The sequence below is a fragment of the Roseovarius sp. AK1035 genome, from assembly GCF_003288315.1.
Classification (GTDB): domain Bacteria; phylum Pseudomonadota; class Alphaproteobacteria; order Rhodobacterales; family Rhodobacteraceae; genus Roseovarius; species Roseovarius mucosus_A.
Window position 1 is genome coordinate 2,464,449 of record NZ_CP030099.1, and the last position, 18,503, is coordinate 2,482,951.

Annotated in this window: 21 protein-coding genes; 8 read left to right on the forward strand and 13 right to left on the reverse strand. The window is 59.1% G+C overall.

Going from position 1 to position 18,503, the window contains the following annotated elements; translation table 11 throughout:
- Positions 1-8: 8 nt before the first annotated feature.
- From RAK1035_RS11800 to RAK1035_RS11825, 6 genes are all read right to left on the reverse strand, one after another.
- The gene (locus RAK1035_RS11800; RefSeq protein WP_008280221.1) at positions 9-2,132 is read right to left on the reverse strand and encodes a transposase domain-containing protein; all 2,124 of its coding nucleotides are present in this window, start codon (positions 2,130-2,132) and stop codon (positions 9-11) included.
- Positions 2,129-2,983, reverse strand: coding sequence for a ParB/RepB/Spo0J family partition protein (locus RAK1035_RS11805; RefSeq protein ID WP_008280222.1), 855 nt, complete (start codon positions 2,981-2,983; stop codon positions 2,129-2,131). The genes RAK1035_RS11800 and RAK1035_RS11805 overlap by 4 nt, the downstream gene beginning before the upstream one ends.
- Positions 2,984-2,992: 9 nt before the next feature.
- Positions 2,993-3,181 (reverse strand): hypothetical protein, encoded by a 189-nt coding sequence (locus tag RAK1035_RS11810; protein ID WP_008280223.1) that lies wholly within the window; start codon positions 3,179-3,181, stop codon positions 2,993-2,995.
- The gene (locus RAK1035_RS11815; protein WP_008280224.1) at positions 3,178-3,390 is read right to left on the reverse strand and encodes a hypothetical protein; all 213 of its coding nucleotides are present in this window, start codon (positions 3,388-3,390) and stop codon (positions 3,178-3,180) included. The genes RAK1035_RS11810 and RAK1035_RS11815 overlap by 4 nt, the downstream gene beginning before the upstream one ends.
- A 148-nt stretch (positions 3,391-3,538) precedes the next feature.
- A complete protein-coding gene (locus RAK1035_RS11820) occupies positions 3,539-4,426 on the reverse strand; it encodes a helix-turn-helix domain-containing protein (RefSeq protein ID WP_157132397.1) in 888 nt (295 codons plus the stop codon).
- A complete protein-coding gene (locus RAK1035_RS11825) occupies positions 4,423-4,683 on the reverse strand; it encodes a hypothetical protein (protein WP_008280226.1) in 261 nt (86 codons plus the stop codon). The genes RAK1035_RS11820 and RAK1035_RS11825 overlap by 4 nt, the downstream gene beginning before the upstream one ends.
- 96 nt (positions 4,684-4,779) lie before the next feature.
- On the opposite strand from RAK1035_RS11825, the gene RAK1035_RS11830 reads away from it, so the two are divergent.
- Positions 4,780-5,253, forward strand: a complete 474-nt coding sequence (locus RAK1035_RS11830; RefSeq protein WP_008280227.1) for a helix-turn-helix domain-containing protein — start codon at positions 4,780-4,782, stop codon at positions 5,251-5,253.
- A 347-nt stretch (positions 5,254-5,600) separates the two neighbouring features.
- Here RAK1035_RS11830 and RAK1035_RS11835 read toward each other — a convergent pair whose 3' ends face one another.
- From RAK1035_RS11835 to RAK1035_RS11840, 3 genes are read right to left on the reverse strand one after another with little or no spacing between them, the layout of a single operon-like run.
- Entirely contained in the window at positions 5,601-6,608 is a 1,008-nt protein-coding gene (locus RAK1035_RS11835) for a CBASS cGAMP-activated phospholipase (RefSeq protein WP_232279174.1), read from the reverse strand.
- Complete coding sequence (locus tag RAK1035_RS20505) at positions 6,494-7,090, reverse strand: hypothetical protein (protein ID WP_050775734.1); 597 nt, start codon at positions 7,088-7,090, stop codon at positions 6,494-6,496. Before RAK1035_RS20505 ends, RAK1035_RS11835 begins: the two co-directional genes overlap by 115 nt.
- Positions 7,091-7,126: 36 nt before the next feature.
- Complete coding sequence (locus RAK1035_RS11840) at positions 7,127-8,368, reverse strand: nucleotidyltransferase domain-containing protein (RefSeq protein WP_008280230.1); 1,242 nt, start codon at positions 8,366-8,368, stop codon at positions 7,127-7,129.
- Positions 8,369-8,501: 133 nt separating this feature from the next.
- Here RAK1035_RS11840 and RAK1035_RS11845 point away from each other — a divergent pair, with 133 nt between their 5' ends.
- Both RAK1035_RS11845 and RAK1035_RS11850 read left to right on the forward strand, forming a co-directional pair.
- Positions 8,502-8,855 (forward strand): helix-turn-helix domain-containing protein, encoded by a 354-nt coding sequence (locus RAK1035_RS11845; RefSeq protein WP_037297216.1) that lies wholly within the window; start codon positions 8,502-8,504, stop codon positions 8,853-8,855.
- Positions 8,852-9,736: an ImmA/IrrE family metallo-endopeptidase gene (locus tag RAK1035_RS11850; RefSeq protein ID WP_008280232.1), complete on the forward strand. Its 885-nt coding sequence runs from the start codon at positions 8,852-8,854 to the stop codon at positions 9,734-9,736. Before RAK1035_RS11845 ends, RAK1035_RS11850 begins: the two co-directional genes overlap by 4 nt.
- 437 nt (positions 9,737-10,173) lie before the next feature.
- Here RAK1035_RS11850 and RAK1035_RS11855 read toward each other — a convergent pair whose 3' ends face one another.
- From RAK1035_RS11855 to RAK1035_RS11865, 3 genes are all read right to left on the reverse strand, one after another.
- The gene (locus tag RAK1035_RS11855) at positions 10,174-10,809 is read right to left on the reverse strand and encodes a hypothetical protein (RefSeq protein ID WP_157132398.1); all 636 of its coding nucleotides are present in this window, start codon (positions 10,807-10,809) and stop codon (positions 10,174-10,176) included.
- Between the two features lie 845 nt (positions 10,810-11,654).
- Entirely contained in the window at positions 11,655-12,998 is a 1,344-nt protein-coding gene (locus RAK1035_RS11860) for a TrkH family potassium uptake protein (RefSeq protein WP_037297376.1), read from the reverse strand.
- 16 nt (positions 12,999-13,014) lie between these two features.
- Entirely contained in the window at positions 13,015-13,677 is a 663-nt protein-coding gene (locus RAK1035_RS11865; protein WP_037297219.1) for a potassium channel family protein, read from the reverse strand.
- 312 nt (positions 13,678-13,989) lie between these two features.
- On the opposite strand from RAK1035_RS11865, the gene RAK1035_RS11870 reads away from it, so the two are divergent.
- The 5 genes from RAK1035_RS11870 to RAK1035_RS11890 all read left to right on the forward strand — a co-directional run bounded on the left by RAK1035_RS11870 (position 13,990) and on the right by RAK1035_RS11890 (position 17,613).
- Positions 13,990-14,142 (forward strand): hypothetical protein, encoded by a 153-nt coding sequence (locus RAK1035_RS11870; protein WP_008280236.1) that lies wholly within the window; start codon positions 13,990-13,992, stop codon positions 14,140-14,142.
- Between the two features lie 97 nt (positions 14,143-14,239).
- Complete coding sequence (locus tag RAK1035_RS11875) at positions 14,240-14,602, forward strand: YciI family protein (protein ID WP_008280237.1); 363 nt, start codon at positions 14,240-14,242, stop codon at positions 14,600-14,602.
- 203 nt (positions 14,603-14,805) lie between these two features.
- Positions 14,806-15,165: a YciI family protein gene (locus RAK1035_RS11880; protein WP_008280239.1), complete on the forward strand. Its 360-nt coding sequence runs from the start codon at positions 14,806-14,808 to the stop codon at positions 15,163-15,165.
- Entirely contained in the window at positions 15,090-16,400 is a 1,311-nt protein-coding gene (locus RAK1035_RS11885; RefSeq protein WP_198133569.1) for an RNA polymerase sigma factor, read from the forward strand. The genes RAK1035_RS11880 and RAK1035_RS11885 overlap by 76 nt, the downstream gene beginning before the upstream one ends.
- Before the next feature lie 529 nt (positions 16,401-16,929).
- The gene (locus tag RAK1035_RS11890; RefSeq protein WP_008280241.1) at positions 16,930-17,613 is read left to right on the forward strand and encodes a GAD-like domain-containing protein; all 684 of its coding nucleotides are present in this window, start codon (positions 16,930-16,932) and stop codon (positions 17,611-17,613) included.
- A gap of 161 nt (positions 17,614-17,774) precedes the next feature.
- Here the strand turns inward: RAK1035_RS11890 and RAK1035_RS11895 are convergent, their stop codons facing one another.
- Positions 17,775-18,308, reverse strand: coding sequence for a L,D-transpeptidase (locus tag RAK1035_RS11895; protein WP_037297378.1), 534 nt, complete (start codon positions 18,306-18,308; stop codon positions 17,775-17,777).
- Positions 18,309-18,503 lie beyond the last annotated feature (195 nt).

Sequence of the window (18,503 nt, forward strand, 5' to 3'; positions counted from 1 at the left end):
TTTTCTTGTTACTCTTGGGCACCGAAGCGACGCTCCATGCGCAGCTGGGCGCGGTAGTCGGAACTCTGTTGGTAGTCGGCCAGCCAATCGGCCTGTGCCTGCGTGAGCGTCTCGCCCTCCGCCTGCGCGGTCTCGAGGGCGCGGGCACGTAGAAACAGGGCTTTGGGGTCGTCTTCATCGACCTCAACAGGGCGGGCGCGATGCTCGGCGAGGCGCGTCACGCGGGCCTCAAGAGCCGCTTCGCGCTCTATTTCCTCGACGCTTTGAGCGCGCCGCCGTTTGGGGGCGGCCTTGTGCGGTGTAACCAGCTGATGCACCTGCGCTTCGGGTAGGGGTTCGTCTGCCGCCAGCCCCGAGGCTGCGCGCACCCGGGCGGCCACTTCGGCTGCCGTCAACTCGCGCGCCGCTTTGGCCTCGGCCTTCTGCGCCTTCGCCCACGCCCCGCGTTTGCGGGCATGATCCCGCGCCGCGTCGACGTCGATGAATTTGGCGTCTTCAAGGCACGCCGCATGACCGAGATACCGGCCCGCCAGATCGTAGACTTCCAGCCCTGCTCTCAGATCATCTGCGTCGAACCGTGCAACCACCTTTTCGCCCGCAATGCGGTACATCCACTCGGACCAGTATTCGGTGTCGTAGAGTTTCAGCGCGCCGTTGCTGCGCTTGGCGCGAACGCCCTCGGCGCGCAAGAGCCAGAGGCGCAGCTGCTCGTCCGTCGCGCGCTTGATCGTGGCGCGCGCATAGCCCTCGTTGAACACCTCGTTGAACGACCGCCCCATGGCCACTTCACTGCGCCGCCCGGGGCGGGCGTTGTGATGCGCCAGTTCGTCCTCGAGAACGAGGCGGAACTCGTCGAGCGGGATGGCGCGGGTGCCGTAGTCCTCCGGTTTTGCGTCCGGCTTGTTACCCGTATAGGCCCCGTCAAAGGCGGGGTGTTTGGCCACCCGGTCGCAGAGATCGCGAAAGGCGCGCTCGATAGGTTTGGATTGCCCCGAGTAGGGCGTGGCCCAGTGGACATGCACGCCCAAGAGCGGCAGCAGCCCGGGAATATCCTCGTCCGTGACCTTGAAGCGAAACCGGGTCGGCGTGCCGCCTGTCATCGCCTTGGCGGCAAATTCCCGACCATTGTCGATCAGAACCGATTGCGGGATGCCATAGGTCCGGATCAGATCGCCGGTCACAAGCTGCACGGTGTGGCTGTTGGCCGTGTCCGACAGGCGCCATGCCAAGAGCTTGCCGGAATAGACGTCTGACCAAACCATCATTTGCGGCCGCACGGGCGTGTCGATACCGGGCCAGCGCACAAACACGTCGAACTTGTGATAGTCGCCCTGGACGCATTCGAGCGGGACCATGAAGGCCTTACTGCGGACCTGCGCGGGATAGAGGCGGCGGAGAGCCTGCTCGCCCTTGCGCAGGTAGGTTTCTGTCGGGGCCGAGACGTTGGCCTTGATCCAGCGCCGCACCTGGTGAAGGGGCGGCACGGCGCTGTTGCGCCGCTCGGAGGTCCAGACGCGCACGGCGCGGACATAGCAACTGGTGAGTGAGGGTTGCGACAGGCGCAGCCAATCGCTGCGCACCAGTGCCAGAAAGGCCGGGTCGATATCGCCCCGTTGGGCGGGAGCACGCCGCACTGCGCGCCCGTCGATCAGGTAAGCCAGCCGGTCGGCGAGGGCCACTCCCTCGACCTGCCCGAAGTAATTCCAGAGAGACTTCTCGGACCGTCCCTGCTTGCGCGCGACCTCGCGGACGCCCGCAGAGCGCGTCAGCCCGGCCCCTTCCAACAACTCGACCTCACCAATGGCCTCCAGCCGCGCCTCAGCCTCAGTTCGGGCCTTGTCGCCCGCCGCTGCAAAGCGTTCCCACGCCTCGTCCTTGCCGGGCCGGGCCGCAGGGGCGTTGACCAAATCGGCGCTCAGCCGCATGCGGGCGCGGATAGGCAAGAGGCTCCAGTGATATTCAATGCCGCCACCGGCCCCTTTGCGCCGCCGCACCTTACCAGCGTGCCGCGTCCAGCCTTCCTTCTGTGCCAACTGGTTGATTTTGCGCTTGGTGCCGGGCAGGTCGGGCAGTCCGGCCTCCGCCAGATCGGCAGCGCTCCACCATTCCTGCGAAGGGGACGGGCCAGTCATTCCGCGTCCCCTTGGTCAAGCTCGCCAAGGAGCGCCGCAACCTCTGCGCCGCGCTCTTCAAGGAAGGCCCGGCGTTCGCGCTTGCCCGCGCGATCCCATGCGTCCAAAAGGCGGGACAGCTTCTGGTCTCTATCGCTGACCGGGGCAGGAGCCTCGCCCCGCGCGGCGCGATAGGCTTTGCGGGCGGCGGACACTTTCTTTGCCTGACCGGATACGAGCGCTTTGACCACGAATTCGCGTTCGTCATGCTCTCCGATTTTGCCGATATCTATCAGGTCGTAAACGCCAACCTGTTTTGGGGCTTTACGCAGGCTTTCAATTTCTGGACGTTCCAGCAGCGACCCGGCACGGACGTAGTTGCGGATATGTCTTTCTGATAGGTCGAGCTGCTCCTGGACGCTCGCCACAAACGATACGACGGAACTCAATTCCGCCGTATCCCACCGCTTTGATACGAGGTCTGCTCCGGTCGCCGCCTTGGCCTCAGGATGCAACGCCTCATAGGCGCGCTTGCGCTCTGCCAGAAACATTGCCAGATCAACCGGGATCAGTGGCGCGCCTGCAAGATTGGCGTCGATCTCGATCAGCCGAGCCTCGGCGTCGTTGCAGCGGACGAGCCGCACTGGGATGGACTGTCGACCAATCTCTCGCATCGCGGTCAGGCGGTGCATTCCGTCGAGGAGGTAGTCGCCGTCGCGCTTGCGCCGCACTGTTATGTTCTGCAACAGGCCGCTCTGCTCGATTGACTGCTTGAGCCCGTCTAGCGTTGCGGTGTTCACGTCGCGCAGCCGGTCCTCGATGATGATCGCATCGACAGAAAGTTCTGTGACGGTCGAAAGATGTTCAATCATTTCGGGACCTCATGCGCCAAAACTGGCGAGAACGAAGAGCATGGCGAACAGCGCCAACACTCCCAGCACATCGCTTATGACCGAAAAAACGCCCCGGCCGGAGCAAGCAGACTGGGCACAGCCGGGGCGCAGGAACCGCGCAGCGCACAGGCCAGCACGCACGCGGAGACAAAACTCATGGGCAAGGCGGCGGATCATCGGGCACGCTCCCGAACGAATGCTTCCTTGCGGATCGACAGATGATGGTCCTCGGCCAAGCGGCTCAGGCGCATCAGCGGCAGCGCACAACACGGCTCGTCGATATCGCGTACCAATTGCAGGGCCAACGCCACTCGCTGCGCCTGCGGGATGGTCGCGATCTCAGCCTGCAACTGGCCCGCATCGGGAATGAGATCGGAAATCCGCATCACATTAAATCCTGTGTTGAAGGAGGTGTTTCAGGGGCGGCACCTTGGCGCAAAACCGCGACGGACCGTCCCGTTGCAATCGCGGCCCAGAAGATCAGGGCAAAGGCGAAGGCAAGAACAATGCCGGTTCCGGACATAGGTCGCGGGCTCATCCAAGATCACCCGTCATATATCGGAAGCCCAGACTGGCCCCGCTCATACTCCGAGCGGGACCGGGTGGCTCTGGGTTACCTAACCAACAGGTTGTGGCATCTGACCCAACGCCTGGGCATTCATCCGAACGGTGCGCCGGACCCTGAATGTGTGCCGGCTTATGCGGCCAGGAAAGTTCGGATGACCCTGTGTCTTGTTCCTGTTTAGCGGATGGGCTTGGCGGGAACACGGGTTCCGGCCAGCTGGTCGATCCGTCGGGCCAAAGGCGCTGTGCCTTAAAATCCTCATGGGTCAACGCGATACCGTTCTCCGCCGCATAAGAGAGGATTTGACGGATCGCATAAAAGGGAACGCGTCGCTTTTCGTGCCAGTTCTGGACAGACTGCCGCCGCAGCTTGCCGCGCACGGGTTTGACGATCCTTCGAACGGCCTCTTCGCCACCTACCTTGTCCATAAAGCCGAACGTCACCTGCCCCACGAAACCGGGCATATTGGCCTTGAGCCGCCCCAGCGGCACCGAGACGCCGATGATCTTGTTCAGATCCGCCCCCAGAACATCGCGCAGATGGGCCAGAAAGTTCAGGGGCGCTGGCATCGTGGCCTCTTCAATCTGCTCGATCACGCCGCGCCTTAGGCCAAGCAAATCGGCCAGCTGATCGGTGCTAAGACCACGCGCCATGCGAAAAGCCTTGATGCCCATGGCTGTGGTGCCCAAAGGATTAACCAAAGGGCGGCACCAATCCTCTGACGACAAAGGTCGCACCGAGGGAAGAACCGTAGTAACTCGGGCCTCGGGCCCGCAGTGCACTGTGGCGCGTAGCCGCGCCAGAGCGTCCTTAGTGGCTGTGAGCACCTGATGCACATGCGGGCGGATCGCTCTCATGCCGCGTCCTCCCGCCGCATGCGATCCGCATAGAGCCGGGCAAAGGTCTCTTCGCCCACCTCGTCAATCATCTTTTGCCGCAACCGACGTGCCTTGACCCCGTTCCAGCCGCCGGTTGCGGCGCTCTTGGCATTGGTTGGCGTCACCCCATGCGGCGCGCACCAATCCTTGAGGTTGGTGCCGATCACCCGCAGATAGCCAAGGAACACGTCATAGAAGACGGGACCCGGCTGGATTGTCCTTACTTTTTCTGGCATATGCTCGTTCCCTAATTGCTCACGGCAATGACGTGTATTTACGTCTTTTCATAGCATTGGACGTAAATTTACGTCCAGGTCAATAGGAATTTGGTGATGGCAAAGAAAGATTTCGGACAAAGCCTCAGAGAGTGGCGAGTGACACAGAAACTATCGCAGCGCGAACTGAGTGCTGCGATAGGCGTAAGTCGAGGATATATCGGCGATATCGAGGCCGGTCGGAGCGAGCCGTCGCGCAATTTTCTAGAGCGATTACAAGAGCGCTTTGGCCTGCGCGCCGATTATATCCTCTATGGCGAGGACGACCCTGTCGCCGCTGATCCGCCCAAGTCGAAACACACCCAGCTTGACGAGATGACCCTGATGATCTGTGGCGAAGCGGTGAAAAAGGTGTATAAGGAACTTGGCCTCAAGCTCCCCACCAAGACGCATTTTGAACAGGCGGTATGGATCTATAACGAGCTCATCGCGCGGATGGAGAACTTCTACGACGGTGACGAGATGGAAGAATTACTGCCACATCTGAGGGAAACACTTAAGACCCGCTTGGAAGGCGCCGACAAAACATGAACTGTGTCCAGATATTTGGCGACATTGTCTGCTCAGCGCATGCGTGGTGAGGGTTTGGCTTTGAGTGAATAGTACCGTTACTCGAGAAGAATGGGCGGAAAGCTGACGTTCGCATAATCAAAGACGAAGCTTAATCCTTCTCGAAAGCCAACCTCTGGACTAAGTTTTGGCTCTCTACGCCACTGAGAAACTCCATGGTTGGCAATTTCGTCGTCCAGACGCGACAACGTGCGATGAGCGCCATTTTGTCATCTGAGTGCCTTTAGTCGATTATTGTCGTCAAGTGCTCACGGCTTAGAATGGATAACTACCACCACCTCACATCAGGTGCCTGACAAGTATTTGCATCATGTCGCCGTGGCGGGAACGGGCACAAACGTGTCTGCCACGCCTTCAAAGAACATTTTTTTGATCCGGACGGCGTTTGCCTCGGTGGCGCTTAAGGCATCACCCGGCAACTGATCAACAGCACGGCGCCAGTCATCAAGCTCGATGGAGGGTGAATAGATCGGCGGCGAGAGCCGCACAACGGAAGGAGGACCAAGCAGTAGCCGGGCTTGATTGGTCGCGGCAAGAGACTGAAGACGCATTGCTGCGAAGATGGCGTCCTTCCAAAACCACATGCCCCCGAACTTTATCTGGGAGGATGAGACGAAGTAGGGGTCGTCACCGCACCCGATACTCAAGACATCGATCTGCGTGGGGGTCACATCGAAGCAGGTAAGCGCTTCGATCACGGCAAGCATGATCGGATTGTTGGCCCAGACACCGCCGTCAACCAGCTGATAACCTCCGCTCTTGAAAGGTTGAAAAAAGGTCGGCGCGGCGGATGTGGCCAAACCGATGTTGATCATCTTCTCAAACCGATCAAACTTGTAGTCCGCGTGGTGCGGCGTCTTGTAAACAAAAACCTCGCTGTGGGTTCCATCGAACGCTGGAACGCACAATCTACTGACGGACTCTCCGAAGAGTTTTTCACCCAGAGTCTCGGATAAAAGTCGAGCGATAGCATCACGGTCGTAGCGGTACAGCACAGTCTGCCTGAGGAACGACGCGGCGCTGTAGAGCCGAGATCGTTTTCGTGGCGGGAAAATCTCATGGCCGCGCTCTACGTAGAGGGTCTTCATCTCGTCAGCTGAACAACCCCCGCCAAGCCCCAGCGCAATGATCCCGCCAGTCGAAGTCCCCGCAATCAGATCGAAGTATTCCGATACTCGGTGACCGGCACAGAACCGTCTCTCTAGCTCGGCGAGAACTGAAGCGGGAAAAACCCCACGTATCCCCCCGCCGTCCAGTGATAAGATCCGAAAACGCCGGTCTTTCGGCCAAGCCTGTGGAACGCGGCGTTGAGGGATCGATCCCGCCGAGCGCGGTCCTCCGGGTTTAAGCGTTGTTTCGCTGGTTTGCATGTATCCTCGTTCTTTGAAAGTTCTGGGTGCCGCCCACGCCCGCGCCATACGCCGTCCACTACCCAGTCCTCGTGAAAAACGAACCACTTGATGATCATGGGCATGAGAACATCTGCGATGGATTTATCGCGTGTCCACTCGTCGGTCTGCGGATCATACACGCACAAGCGGGGGAAGGCTGGCGGGTGCTCCCAACGGTAAACATGCTGTGGCGGCTCGCCTGTGCCACGTGGATCAGGGCCGATGGGCGGGTCAAGAACCACGATTGAGACAGCGGGGTTGGAGAGCGTGTAGTTTTTGAAGAAGATGCGCGCAAAATAGGTGATGCGAATGGTGTAGGTCTGGCAAATAGGAGTCAGCGACCCTTCCCAAACCCCCATGAAGCCGAGGTCAAGCGTAAGCTTGAACCCCGGAAACTCGGCCCGCATCCGGGCATCCTGATCGCGAACCGAGAGTGGCATCAATCAATCCCCGAACGGAGTACTGAACGGAATTGCCTTGGCGCTAGAAGGGGCAGCCAAACTGCCCAGGGCCGGAACAGCCCCGCGACCTGGAATGTAGAGACCAGTTCCTGCGTCGTTGTCGCGGACATGTTGCTGGCGAAGAGCTGCGATAGCATCGCGGGCTGGCTTTTCGCCAAACAGCTCCTCCAGAATTTTTCGCATCTCCTCCAGCGAAACGCCGCGTTTGAGCACGTCAAGCTTCCGAGCGAACTCTCTAAGCTCGTCCAGAAAGACTTGCTGATCATAGAGGCTGCCAGGCCAGCGGTCGGTCAGCACGTCGTGCTCGCAGGTCGGATTACACGCGTAGACGAGCCGCGCGAGAGCCGTTGCGGACTCGATGGTTGTGATTATGCAATTCACCTGATGAGTTAGTTCATCAAGCAGCGAACGTTCCCCACCAGTGTGGAGGCCTACGTAGTACGTCAGCAGCACGGACGGCGGCAGGCGCAACTTCGGGTGGCGGCGATCATAGACGAGGTTCCGCCAGCGCTTGATCAGTTGCAGACAGATCACCTGTCGCGACTTTTTGTAGGCTGGAAGTTGGTCCGGAACAGGCGTGGTGTCCGCCTTTGCCAGCGCAGTCGCCCGCGCGTATTTCAAGGACTCTCGCTCGAAGTAGGACCCGAAGACGATGTCTGCTCGCGTCCGCGCGTTGAACCACTCCGCAAGCCCGAAAGGGTTGGCGAAAAGACGCTGGCGTGGAACTGCTGGGTCAGAGGGCTTCGAATGAAAAATGAAGCTGGTCTTGGGCTCCATCGATTCTAAGAGGACCGAAGGGGTCACATCCAAATGCATGCCGGTGTACTGCACCTGCGTGCAGCGCGTCTTGCGTTCCGACTTGTCGAAATAGCGCGAGCCTTCCTCTCCAGCGATGGCGTGGTGCAAGGTCGCCAGAGCGTGTTCCGGGTCAACGCCATGGTCCCATTTGATCACGGCCATCGCGTCGAGATCGTAGTCACAACGGTCATCGTGACCGGCAATAGTTGAGCCGGTTGAAAAGCCGCCTTGAGCGTAGAACCCGTCCACCATGCCCTGCAGCGGGCTACCAGGGCGGTCGATCCACTCCCCCATGACCTCATAGTGCTTGGTTGCGGTGACGTATTCCGTCGGGCTTAACTGGATGCGAACCGCCACATCAGCGAGCAGGATATCCTGCGGCGTGAAAAGGGCGATCTTTCGAAGGATCGGGTCATCAAGGCTCACGTTCTGGTCTCCTATTCCTGTTTGCGGGGTCTACGAGAAAGCTTGCGCAAGCCGCGCCCGTCATGCATACTTGTCGATAACGCCATTCAAGCATGAAATGGCGAAAGCGTCAAGTGAAAGAGACGATACCGAAATGTCAAACGATGAGACGACCGACAACCTATTTGGGCGCAGGCTTCGTGCCGCTCGGACCGAACGAGGACTCGAGCAGCAACAACTTGCCGAGAAAGCGGGTTTGCCACCAAGTTCTATCTCACACTTCGAGAAAGGCGCGCGAAAGCCGTCCTTCGACAATCTCCGCAATCTCGCAAAATCCCTCGATGTGACGACAGACTATTTGCTGGGCCGCGTTGACACGATGGACCGAGTTGAAAGCGCGCAACGTTTGCACCGACACTTGGGGAACTTGACGGAATCCGAGGTCAACACAGTAGAGGGCTTCATAAAGATGCTCAAGGACGGCAAGCTGGAGAGCAGCAAGAAATGAGCCTGATGGTCCCTCGCCTGCCTCTGTCAGAAGGTGCGGCGGATAAGGTTCTACGTGAGCTTGGCATTACAAAGTTGCCAATCGATCCCAAAGAGATTGCGGCCTTGAAGGATATCAAGGTCGAAGCAGCGCCCGCGACCAGCAAAGGGTTTTCCGGGATGCTAGCGAATTGGGACACGAACTTTGGCATCATGTACGCTACGCACATCAACAGCATCGGGTTCCAGAGATTCAGCATCGCACATGAGCTCGGGCACTATTTCATTCCTGGGCACATGGAGCAGGTACTCGCCAATGGTGCGCACACCTCCCATGCGGGCTTTGGTTCGCGTGATCCTTATGAACAAGAGGCAGATTTCTTTGCCTCCGCCCTGTTGATGCCCAGTTCTTTAATCAAGCCCATCATCGCGCGTCAGGACGATGGTCTGGGCCTCGTAAAGGCTATTGCGAAGGAATGTGTTACTTCCTTGACGGCATCGGCGGTGCGCTACGCGAGAGTGAGCCGCAGCGCCGTAGCCGTCGTCTTGAGCGAGGGCGGTGTCATTGATTTCTGCCTTTTCTCCGAAGTAATGAAAGAGGCAAAGGTTCGGTGGCTTCGAGCCGGTTCGCCGCTTCCCAAAGGCTCGTTGACCCATAGATTCGGAGCTGATTGGAACAACGTTGCGAGCGCCCGTGAAGACAGCGGGCAAGCGGACCTAATCGACTGGTTTGATTGCCCCAAGTCGCACGTTGTATCAGAGGACGTAATTGGTTTGGGCACTTACGGCAAGACGCTGACCGTTCTATATTCGGCGCGGCTGACGGCGGAAGCTGAAGGGCTGGACGAAGACGATGAAGACGAAAAACTTGAAGAAAGTTGGACCCCGCGTTTTCGACGCTAGATCCATTTCGGGTCATATCACACTCGCGCATACAACTTGGCCCGACCGCGCTCTCGTGAGCCTGTCCGGTAATTCCATCCAGCGAATGTTCGCCGTGCGATACTCTGCTTCTCACGACGAAAGGGCGACGACAGTGGATGGGCCGATCGCGCCTTTCCCAAAGACTGTGGTTCCGGCCGCGCACTGTTCGGTTTCTTGGCAATGCGATTGCTGACGATAGTTCCCTTGCGTGCTTGGAATTTCAGCTTGGGTTAGTATGTCCCGCGCCACACGCTGTTTAAAGTAGGCGGCAAAAACCGGTGTAGTATTTCATCACAGCAAACAATGTTTCCTTAACATATGATCCCTTACGAGACACATGGCCCGACAGCCCCACCGGCGGATGTGCGGAACAAAGTGGTCGTTGAGGTACGTTAAGCAAACGTTCGCTCAACGGTTTATAGAATACATTCAGAGATGTATTGCTTAACTAGGTTCCAGCCAGATTGTGTATTTGCGACCCTTGTGCAACGACTGATCAAATCCGTTTGCACGTCAAAGGGTGCGGGAATGAGGTTGAAATACAAGTCGCCTTCGCCAAGAGAAGGTTTTACAAAAAATGCTCCTGAGATGCCGATGTAGCCTGGGTCTTCCGCCCATTCTCCATACACATTGTTAAGCACATGGCCTCCCAGCTGATTTGCTTGGAATGTCAATACAGTGGTGAATCCTTGGAGCTCAAAATTCGGAACCCTTTGGTAACCGTATTCGTCGCTCTGAACTTCGAGCGTCACGGAGGCTTGGTCGGGGCTTAAGTAAGCGATCCATCCACTTGTGCCGGGAATCTCGCATTGCAGAGGCCTTTGGGTGAAATCCAAGTCGAGAACAACAAATTTTTCCGCATTGCGAGCCAGAAACTCAGAAAAGTCAGTGTGTTTATCAGACAGAGGCGCGCACAGGTCAAAGCTGAGCGAAGCATAATCCACCGTTTTTCTCGCAAAGAATATCTCATAGAACGCAAAGCACGCACCTATACCCGCGACAATTTCAATGGTGATGAATGCAAGTCGCCGTGATCTTCTGAACGCGCTCACTACGACATGCTCCCTAGGCTCAAGTAGCCAGAAAAGTCGCTTACCGAAAAGACTGGCCACTATCACTTTTTGTCAAGTTAACGCACAATTGCAAGAAAATGAAAAACCGAGGTAGGAGAATTCTGGTTCTTTGTAGATCAGCGGCCATTTGTTTGACCTGTGGCATAAGCCACAAAGGGCTATATCCGGCCATTCGAAGGCGGGTCAGGCAAGCTTCGCACGGGGACCTACAACTGTCGCTCGATCTCAAAAACGGTCCCACTTCTTTTTCTGATGCGTTTATGCTTGGAGTCTTTAAGCCTTTGATTTCAAAAGCCGTAGCCGCGATCTGGGAGGGCAAAGCTGAACTGGGCGGTCTGGGTCCCAGTTCCGGATGCAGAAAGGACCCTTCAATGGCTTGTTTAACGCCCATCCAAGAGACGCTTAAACCGTGTTTTAATGGGGTTTGGTAGGGTTCGCCACGTCTGCGCCCATGCTTGGGCCAACGCGCTCGTTTTCGCCCTGTTGGTGCTGTTTGCCGATTTACTGCAAACTTCGCACTCGCGCGTCCCGGTGGGCCTCTCAGTGCTGCAAATCCCTTATTCTATTAGGTGATCCGCCTTCTTCCAGCCTCGTCCTGGGTCATCCGGCATCACTGTAAACAATGGCGTAAACCTACAGTTGTTGTAGCGTGTGTGTAGCGTGACAGCGAAGTTTGCAGTGAATTACAGTGTAGTTTACAGCAACGCGAATTTTAAGACGGCGCTTCGAACCGAACATTTTAAGGGGTCGTTAAAAGCCTTCTTCACCTTACCCCACTCGTTGCACGCTCGGGCAGCTTGGATAGCATCCGGCAGATAGATCTCTCACCCCAGATAAACCTTCCCCTCTGGGTAGCGCACGCGGGGGGCCACGCGCGTGGCGAGGAAGAATCCGAGTGTCAGCGGCCCGACACGGCCAAGAAACATGATCGCGATGATCACCGCGCGGCCAAACTCTGACAACTCGCCTGTATAGCCGCGCGAGAGGCCAACGGTGCCAAAGGCGCTGGCCACCTCAAAGCTGATATCCAGAAAATGCCCATCATGCGTGGCGGTCAGCAAAAAGACCCCGACGAACACGAGGATCAGGCTGATGGCTGTCAGCGCCATGACCTTGAGCACCTGATCCAGCGCGATACTACGGCCAAAGGCGTGTAGTTGCTGCTGGCGGCGAAAAAACGCCACGGTGGCGATGATCATAACCACGAATGTTGTTACCTTGATTCCGCCCGCCGTCGAGGTTGGGCCGCCGCCGATTAGCATCAAGGAGATAAACATCATCGAGGTGCTGTCATGCAGCGCACCTATATCGGTGGTGTTGAACCCTGCGGTGCGTGTTGTGACTCCTTGAAACCAGCTGACTGCCAAACGGGCGGTGATACTGTCGAACTGGCCCAGAGTGCCGGGATTATTCCATTCCAGCAGTGCGAACATGCCCACCGACCACGGGATCAGAAAGGCCGTGCCGACCAGCATGATCTTGGTGTGCAGAGACCATGCCTGCCAGCTTTTCTGGGTGAAAACATCGTGCAACACCACATAGCCAATGCCGCCTACGATGAAGAGGGCAGGAATAACTGTGTTGACGACCGGATCGGTGGCATAGGGAACCAAGCCGTTGGGAAACGTCGAGAACCCGGCATTGTTAAAGGCCGAGATCGAATGAAAAATTGACTCCCATATCCCCGGCCAGAACCCGTAATGCGGCACAAAGGTGAGAGCCAAAAGCATTGCGCCAGCGACTTCGCAGACCACGACGACCTTGAGAATGGTGAGGACAAGATTGGAGAGTTGATGGACTGAACTCTGATTCAGGTCCTCGCGCAGATAGAGCTTGCCAGTGATACCCACCGGCAAGCCAAGAGCGCCCAGAATGAGCACCGCAAAGGTCATCAGTCCAAGACCGCCCATCTGGATGAGAAAGGCAACCACCATCTGACCGAAGAGTGTCAAATGCGCGCCGGTATCTATCACGACAAGGCCCGTCACTGTGACGGCAGAGGTCGAGGTAAAGATTGCGTCGGACCAAGTGATCGGCACGGAATGCGCAAAGGGAAGCTTCAGAGCTCCAGCGCCCAGCACAATCAACACGGCATAGAGTACCGACAGGATCAGTGGCGGCGGCATATGAGAGAGCGCGGTCGTAGCGCGATGTAGGAGCGGTTTCATGGTATGTGCCCGGCGCTCAGAGCGCATCGCCAAAACGGCGCAATTCGGGTCTCTTGCCCAGCAGGATCAGCTTGTCGTCTTCTTCGAGCACAAGGTCCGGCGCGTCGCAGGGTCGAAACTCTGTGCCCCTCATCAAGCCAAGTAGGCGCAGATCATAGGTCTTGCCGATGTCGAGTGAGGACATCTTGCGTCCACTGAGCCTCGCGGGAATCACGATGTTCACCACGCTGAACCCGTTGCCGAGGCTGACATAATCCTGAACGACGGGGTTGTTCAGCATTTGGGCGATGTGTCGACCCATTTCTTGCTCGGGCAGGATCACCCGGTCTGCACCAAGTTTGGACAAAATGCGGTGATGTGTCTTGTTCGAGGCCTTGACCCAGATCGTGCCAATTCCAAGCATCTTGAGGTTCATCGTGGTCAGAATGCTTGCCTGAATGTCGCGACCAATGGCAATGAGAGCCATGTCATACTGGTCGATGCCCGCCTCCTTGAGCGCCATCTCATCAGTTGTGTCCAGAATCACGGCTGATGAAAGTGTCGAGGCCAGTTGCGTAATGCGCCGTTCATCGAGATCTACCCCAATGACCTGATTGCCAAACCGGGTCAGTTCCGTGGCGACCGCGCTACCGAAGGCCCCCAAGCCGATAACGGCGAACGAGCGGGATTCTTTGGCCATAAGCATACCTTTTGAGTTGCCAAAACCGTTCAAGGCTGCGCTGCAGAGCAAGAAGTGTCAAGCGGAGTTCGTGGTAGTGGAAGAATGGGAAGTCACGTCAAGGGCTTGGAGTTTTAGGCTGAGACCGCGCGCGCGGGCCGATATCTTGGCCTTTTTCAACCCCCCCCTAAACCCCCCCTCACTCGACATACCGAAACCCCTGCACGGCGCGAAAATGGCCGCCATAGCCGGCCCCGGTGGCTGTCACGTTCGGCGCGGCGAGATGATTTGTTTGCGGTTGCTGAGGTTGATCTTGTGGCGCTCACGAGGGCCATGGCCGGCGTCGCGATTGGACTTAGGCGCGCCGTGCTGCGGCCCGGCCTTCCTTTCGGGGTGATCGCCAACACGACGGCCTTCCTCAAAGTTGAACGAGCCAAGACGGTCTTCGCCGCAATTCGTGCCGCAATCTCGGACCTGTCGAAATGAGCCGGTCCCGTCGCACATGACGATGAGCGGGTACGCACAGGCTCACATGTCAACAGGCCGTGGACCAACGGCCATCCTGAGAAGAAAGGCACTTTCGATGCAATTCATGTTACAGTTCCGCGAGACCGCCGAGGAATGGGGCAAACACAAAGACCCCACTCAGCACGCGGCCTATTTTGGTGTCTGGAACAGCTTTATCGGCGCGCTCGCCCAATCCGGGGCGATGGTGGGCGGCAACGGGCTGCTTCCGCCGGACACTGCGACAACGCTGCGGGTCGAGAATGGCACGCGGCACATCTTTGATGGCCCGTTTGCCGACACCAAAGAGACGCTGGGGGGCTATGTGATCCTTGACGTGCCTGATTTGGACGCCGCCCTTGAATGGGCTGCAAAAGCGCCATGCGTGACAGCCGGATCGGTCGAGATCCGCCCGGTGCTGCCGCCGCCCTCCAACGGCTAATGGACCCGCAGCGCAGGCCGGGCTGCCTGCGCGGCAAGAAGCCCCTGCACCCAGAGGGAGCCGTTGCGCATTGCGTGTAGGACGACGTGGACTGGAGCTTTGCTCCCTTTCCGGGCTTTGCCTTGCTGCGCTTCGGTGGTGAAGACGCGAACCCATAGACAGGGCATGACCCCGCTGGCATGCTGAGAAAAAAGGAAATTCCAATGCACTATATGATGCAGTTCTACGAGAGCCCGGAAGAACGGCGCAAACCTACCGATCCCGCGCAGGCCGGGGCCTATTGGGGGAGCTGGCAGGCCTATATTGGCGCGCTCGCACAATCCGGGGCAATGGTCAGCGGCAATGTGTTGCGCCCGCCCGAGGCTGCAACGACGCTGCGGGTCGAGAACGGCACGCGGCACGTTGTCGATGGCCCGTTCGCCGACACCAAGGAGATGCTGGGGGGCTATGTTATCCTTGACGTGCCTGATCTGGACGCCGCCCTTGAATGGGCCGCAAAGGCGCCATGCGTGACGGGCGGGTCGGTCGAGATCCGCCCGGTGCTGCCGCCGCCCGGTGCCTGATGGAGGACGCGTGCCGCGATGCCGCTGCGCGGGCGACGCTTGCGGCGCGCGACTCCTACGGCAAGCTGCTTGCGATCCTTGCCGCGCGTACCCGCGATGTCGCCGCCGCCGAGGATGCGCTGGCTGACGCCTTCGCTGCGGCGATTGCGCAGTGGCCGAAGGACGGCGTGCCATCTAATCCGGTTGGCTGGCTATTGACCGTTGCGCGGCGCAGTGCGGGCCATGCCGCAGCACGGCGTCAGACCGCTGACCGTGGCGCGGCGATGGTGCAAATGCTGGATGATGAACGCAAGGATCCTACTTCGGACGGTTTTGGCGATGACCGGCTGAAGCTGATGTTCGCCTGCACCCATCCGGCGATTGCGGTGGATGCGCAAGCGCCGCTGATGCTGCAGACGGTCTTGGGCCTTGATGCGGCACGGATCGCCGCGAGCTTTCTGGTGGCACCCACCTCGATGGGTCAGCGGCTGGTACGGGCCAAGCGCCGCATCCGCGATGCCGGTATCGCCTTTGCAATCCCCGAGGCGGAAGATATTCCTGCCCGGCTGTCGGCGGTGCTGTCCGCGATTTATGCGGCCTATGGGACGGCCTGGGACGATGTGGCCGGTGCCGATCCGCGGTTGGCGGGCCTTGCCGATGAGGCGATCTGGCTCGCGCGGCTGACGGTGCAGCTTGTGCCCGACCAGCCAGAGGCGCTTGGCCTGCTTGCCATGATGCTTCACTGCGAGGCGCGGCGGGCAGCGCGGCGTGGGCCCGATGGTGCCTTTATTGCGCTGCGCGACCAAGACGTTGCCCTATGGTCCCGCGACATGATGGCCGAGGCCGAAGCCGCCCTGCGCACCGCCGCCCGTTTGGGTCAGCCGGGGCGGTTCCAGACCGAGGCCGCGATCCAGTCGCTTCATGCGCAAAGCCGCATGACCGGCGAGCGCCTGCACGGCCCGCTCATGCAGCTTTACAACGTGCTGGCGCGGTTCGCGCCCACCACCGGCGTGCTGGTGGCACGGGCGGTGGCGCTTGCGGAGAATGGCGTGCCTGACGCGGCACTGTCGCAGCTTGATGCGATCACGGGTGCAGAGACCTATCAGCCGTGGTGGGCGGCGCGCGCCCGCATCCTGTGGCTATACGGTCAGGAGGAAGCCGCCCGCGACGCCGCATCCCGCGCCGCCGGTCTGAGCAGCGACCCCGGCATCCGGCGCTTTCTGTTATCGGGGGGGTATCGGGACGGCCCGCGATAACAAATCCGCCAAGCCCAAAGCGAAGGCGATGGAGACTGTCGTTGCGCAACGCGCAGCCTTGGGTGAAACGGGCGCAAGCCGGGCAGTCGAGGGCAGGTACGGGCCTGCTACGCACTGGCAGCGAAAGCTGTCGCGCGATTTCGAAAAGGGTTCCGGAGGCGGAGGCGGAAAAGGGCCTTCACTAGCGTTTTTTGCACCTATCCAAGAGGTGCTTGGACCGTTGGGTTTTGGGGTTTGGTAGCGTGCGCCACGTCTGCGCCTCTGCTCTAGTCAACGTGCTCGTTTTCGCCCTATTGGCGCTGTTTTGCCGCTCTAGAGCAAACTTTGCACTCGCGCGTCCCTGTGGCCTCTTGGTCTTCCAGCCTCGTCCCGGGTTATCCGGCATCGCTGTAAACGAAGGTGTGGGCCTACAAGCATCCTGCTTCAGGTCGCCCCTTCAGATCCAGAGCATGCGTGGAAAACCCTCAAATTGACTATTGCCGGACAATGTTTGATTAAGTGTAAGCCATTGCGAATAGGAAATTTCCCGATGACCAAGCTCGCCGAAATCCGAACCTATGCGCTTTCGAAATTGGGTAAGCTGGACAAGGTGACGCCGTATCCGGCGGACAGTTTGGCGGCCCTACAGGGCAGAGTGCCGGGCAGCATGATCGACATGCTTCACACCTTGGGCCTTGGCACCTGGGGCAAAGGCAAGTGGCAAACGGTAGAGCCACAGAGCTATGATGGTTTGTTGCAGCAGACCTTGCGTGGCGATCCTGATTTTTCCGCTGGGGATTGCACGGCCTTTGCGATCCTTGGCTTCGGCGATCTGACGTGTTGGCATCGAAGGTTTGGAATTGTGAACATTCGTGTTTTGCCCAACACCCTGTCTGCCCCGTCGTTTTATGACAATGGACCAGAAGACACCGAACAGGCGGCGCTTATGAACTTTATGTCCATTCACCTGACTGCTGGTCAGTACTACGACAAATACGCAGGCGATGGAAAAGGCTTGTTCGACCGGCTTGTCAAAGTGCATGGCCCGCTTGCGCCCGGCCAAATCTTTGCCCCCAGACTACATCCGGCGATCGGGGGCGCGGTGACGGTTGAGAACTTCCGCCCTGCTTCGGCCCCTGAGGCTACGGCCCTTCTGCATCAGATGGAACCCTTTGTGTTTATGGACCACCGCAAACCACGCGCAGTTGAGGTGCGGATGATCGGGCGGCAGTGATGACTATGCGCAAGCCACTCGCATTAACGCTCTTGCAACACTTGACTGTCCACGCTGCCCCCCTCATGGCCCCCCCCTTCAGCGCACAGAAATGGCCGCCGAAGTTTCTCCGGCGGCCTGTTGGGATGGGTTTGCGTGACGGTTGGGGCCCCGGTGGGTGCTCAGAGCAGCAGGACCTGTGTGCCGACCTCGACCTTGGCGAAGAGTTCCTCGATATGCTCGTTGTAGAGGCCGATGCAGCCTGAGGAGGATTGCCGCCCGATCTTGCGGGTGTCGTGGGTGCCGTGCACGAGATAGGCGGGCCAGCTGAGGTAGAGCGCATGGGTGCCCAGCGGGTTGCCGGGGCCGGGGGGCATGTAGGCGGGCAGGGTGGGATCGCGCTCGCGCATGGATTGGGTGGGGGTCCAGTCGGGGCCGACGCGCTTGCGCACGATCTGGGTATAGCCGCGGCGGGTGAGATCCTCGGTCATCGGCACGGAGGAGGGGTAGAGCGCATAGGTCTCGCCGTCCGGGCCCCAGTAATGCAGCGCGCGGCTGTCGATATCGGCCAGAATAGCGCCCTTGCCCAAGCTGTCGAAATGATCGCGCCAGTCGCGGGTGATAAAGGCGGACGCATTGCGCCGGTTGGTCACGTCTGCCGCAGGTTCTGCGCGCAGGATACCGGGGGTTGCAAGGGCGGCAAGGCCGGTGGCCATGGCATGGCGGCGGGTCAAAAGGCCGGGTTTCACGGGAATTCATCCTCTTTGTCGTGGCTGCTGCGCCCTATTTAGGGAAAGGGACGGGCGAAGCGAAGGGCAGGACGGGCAGAAACCTGCGTCACCTCACGAGATTGTCATCGCGAAGAGGCCGTGTGGTGGCAACGCCCCGCTCGCGTCAAGATTGCGAGAGGG

Excerpts from the sequence above, each read along its gene's own strand:
- RAK1035_RS11880 (WP_008280239.1), top strand. The coding sequence starts at position 14,806 with ATGCACTATATGATGCAGTTCTACGAGAGCCCGGAAGAACGGCGCAAA.
- RAK1035_RS11800 (WP_008280221.1), bottom strand. The coding sequence starts at position 2,132 with ATGACTGGCCCGTCCCCTTCGCAGGAATGGTGGAGCGCTGCCGATCTG.
- RAK1035_RS11850 (WP_008280232.1), top strand. The coding sequence starts at position 8,852 with ATGAGCCTGATGGTCCCTCGCCTGCCTCTGTCAGAAGGTGCGGCGGAT.
- RAK1035_RS11815 (WP_008280224.1), bottom strand. The coding sequence starts at position 3,390 with ATGCGGATTTCCGATCTCATTCCCGATGCGGGCCAGTTGCAGGCTGAG.
- RAK1035_RS11865 (WP_037297219.1), bottom strand. The coding sequence starts at position 13,677 with ATGGCCAAAGAATCCCGCTCGTTCGCCGTTATCGGCTTGGGGGCCTTC.
- RAK1035_RS11860 (WP_037297376.1), bottom strand. The coding sequence starts at position 12,998 with ATGAAACCGCTCCTACATCGCGCTACGACCGCGCTCTCTCATATGCCG.
- RAK1035_RS11825 (WP_008280226.1), bottom strand. The coding sequence starts at position 4,683 with ATGCCAGAAAAAGTAAGGACAATCCAGCCGGGTCCCGTCTTCTATGAC.
- RAK1035_RS11895 (WP_037297378.1), bottom strand. The coding sequence starts at position 18,308 with ATGGCCACCGGCCTTGCCGCCCTTGCAACCCCCGGTATCCTGCGCGCA.
- RAK1035_RS11845 (WP_037297216.1), top strand. The coding sequence starts at position 8,502 with ATGTCAAACGATGAGACGACCGACAACCTATTTGGGCGCAGGCTTCGT.
- RAK1035_RS11805 (WP_008280222.1), bottom strand. The coding sequence starts at position 2,983 with ATGATTGAACATCTTTCGACCGTCACAGAACTTTCTGTCGATGCGATC.
- RAK1035_RS11870 (WP_008280236.1), top strand. The coding sequence starts at position 13,990 with ATGGCCGGCGTCGCGATTGGACTTAGGCGCGCCGTGCTGCGGCCCGGC.
- RAK1035_RS20505 (WP_050775734.1), bottom strand. The coding sequence starts at position 7,090 with ATGCGGGCCGAGTTTCCGGGGTTCAAGCTTACGCTTGACCTCGGCTTC.
- RAK1035_RS11890 (WP_008280241.1), top strand. The coding sequence starts at position 16,930 with ATGACCAAGCTCGCCGAAATCCGAACCTATGCGCTTTCGAAATTGGGT.
- RAK1035_RS11810 (WP_008280223.1), bottom strand. The coding sequence starts at position 3,181 with ATGATCCGCCGCCTTGCCCATGAGTTTTGTCTCCGCGTGCGTGCTGGC.
- RAK1035_RS11885 (WP_198133569.1), top strand. The coding sequence starts at position 15,090 with ATGGGCCGCAAAGGCGCCATGCGTGACGGGCGGGTCGGTCGAGATCCG.
- RAK1035_RS11820 (WP_157132397.1), bottom strand. The coding sequence starts at position 4,426 with ATGAGAGCGATCCGCCCGCATGTGCATCAGGTGCTCACAGCCACTAAG.
- RAK1035_RS11875 (WP_008280237.1), top strand. The coding sequence starts at position 14,240 with ATGCAATTCATGTTACAGTTCCGCGAGACCGCCGAGGAATGGGGCAAA.
- RAK1035_RS11830 (WP_008280227.1), top strand. The coding sequence starts at position 4,780 with ATGGCAAAGAAAGATTTCGGACAAAGCCTCAGAGAGTGGCGAGTGACA.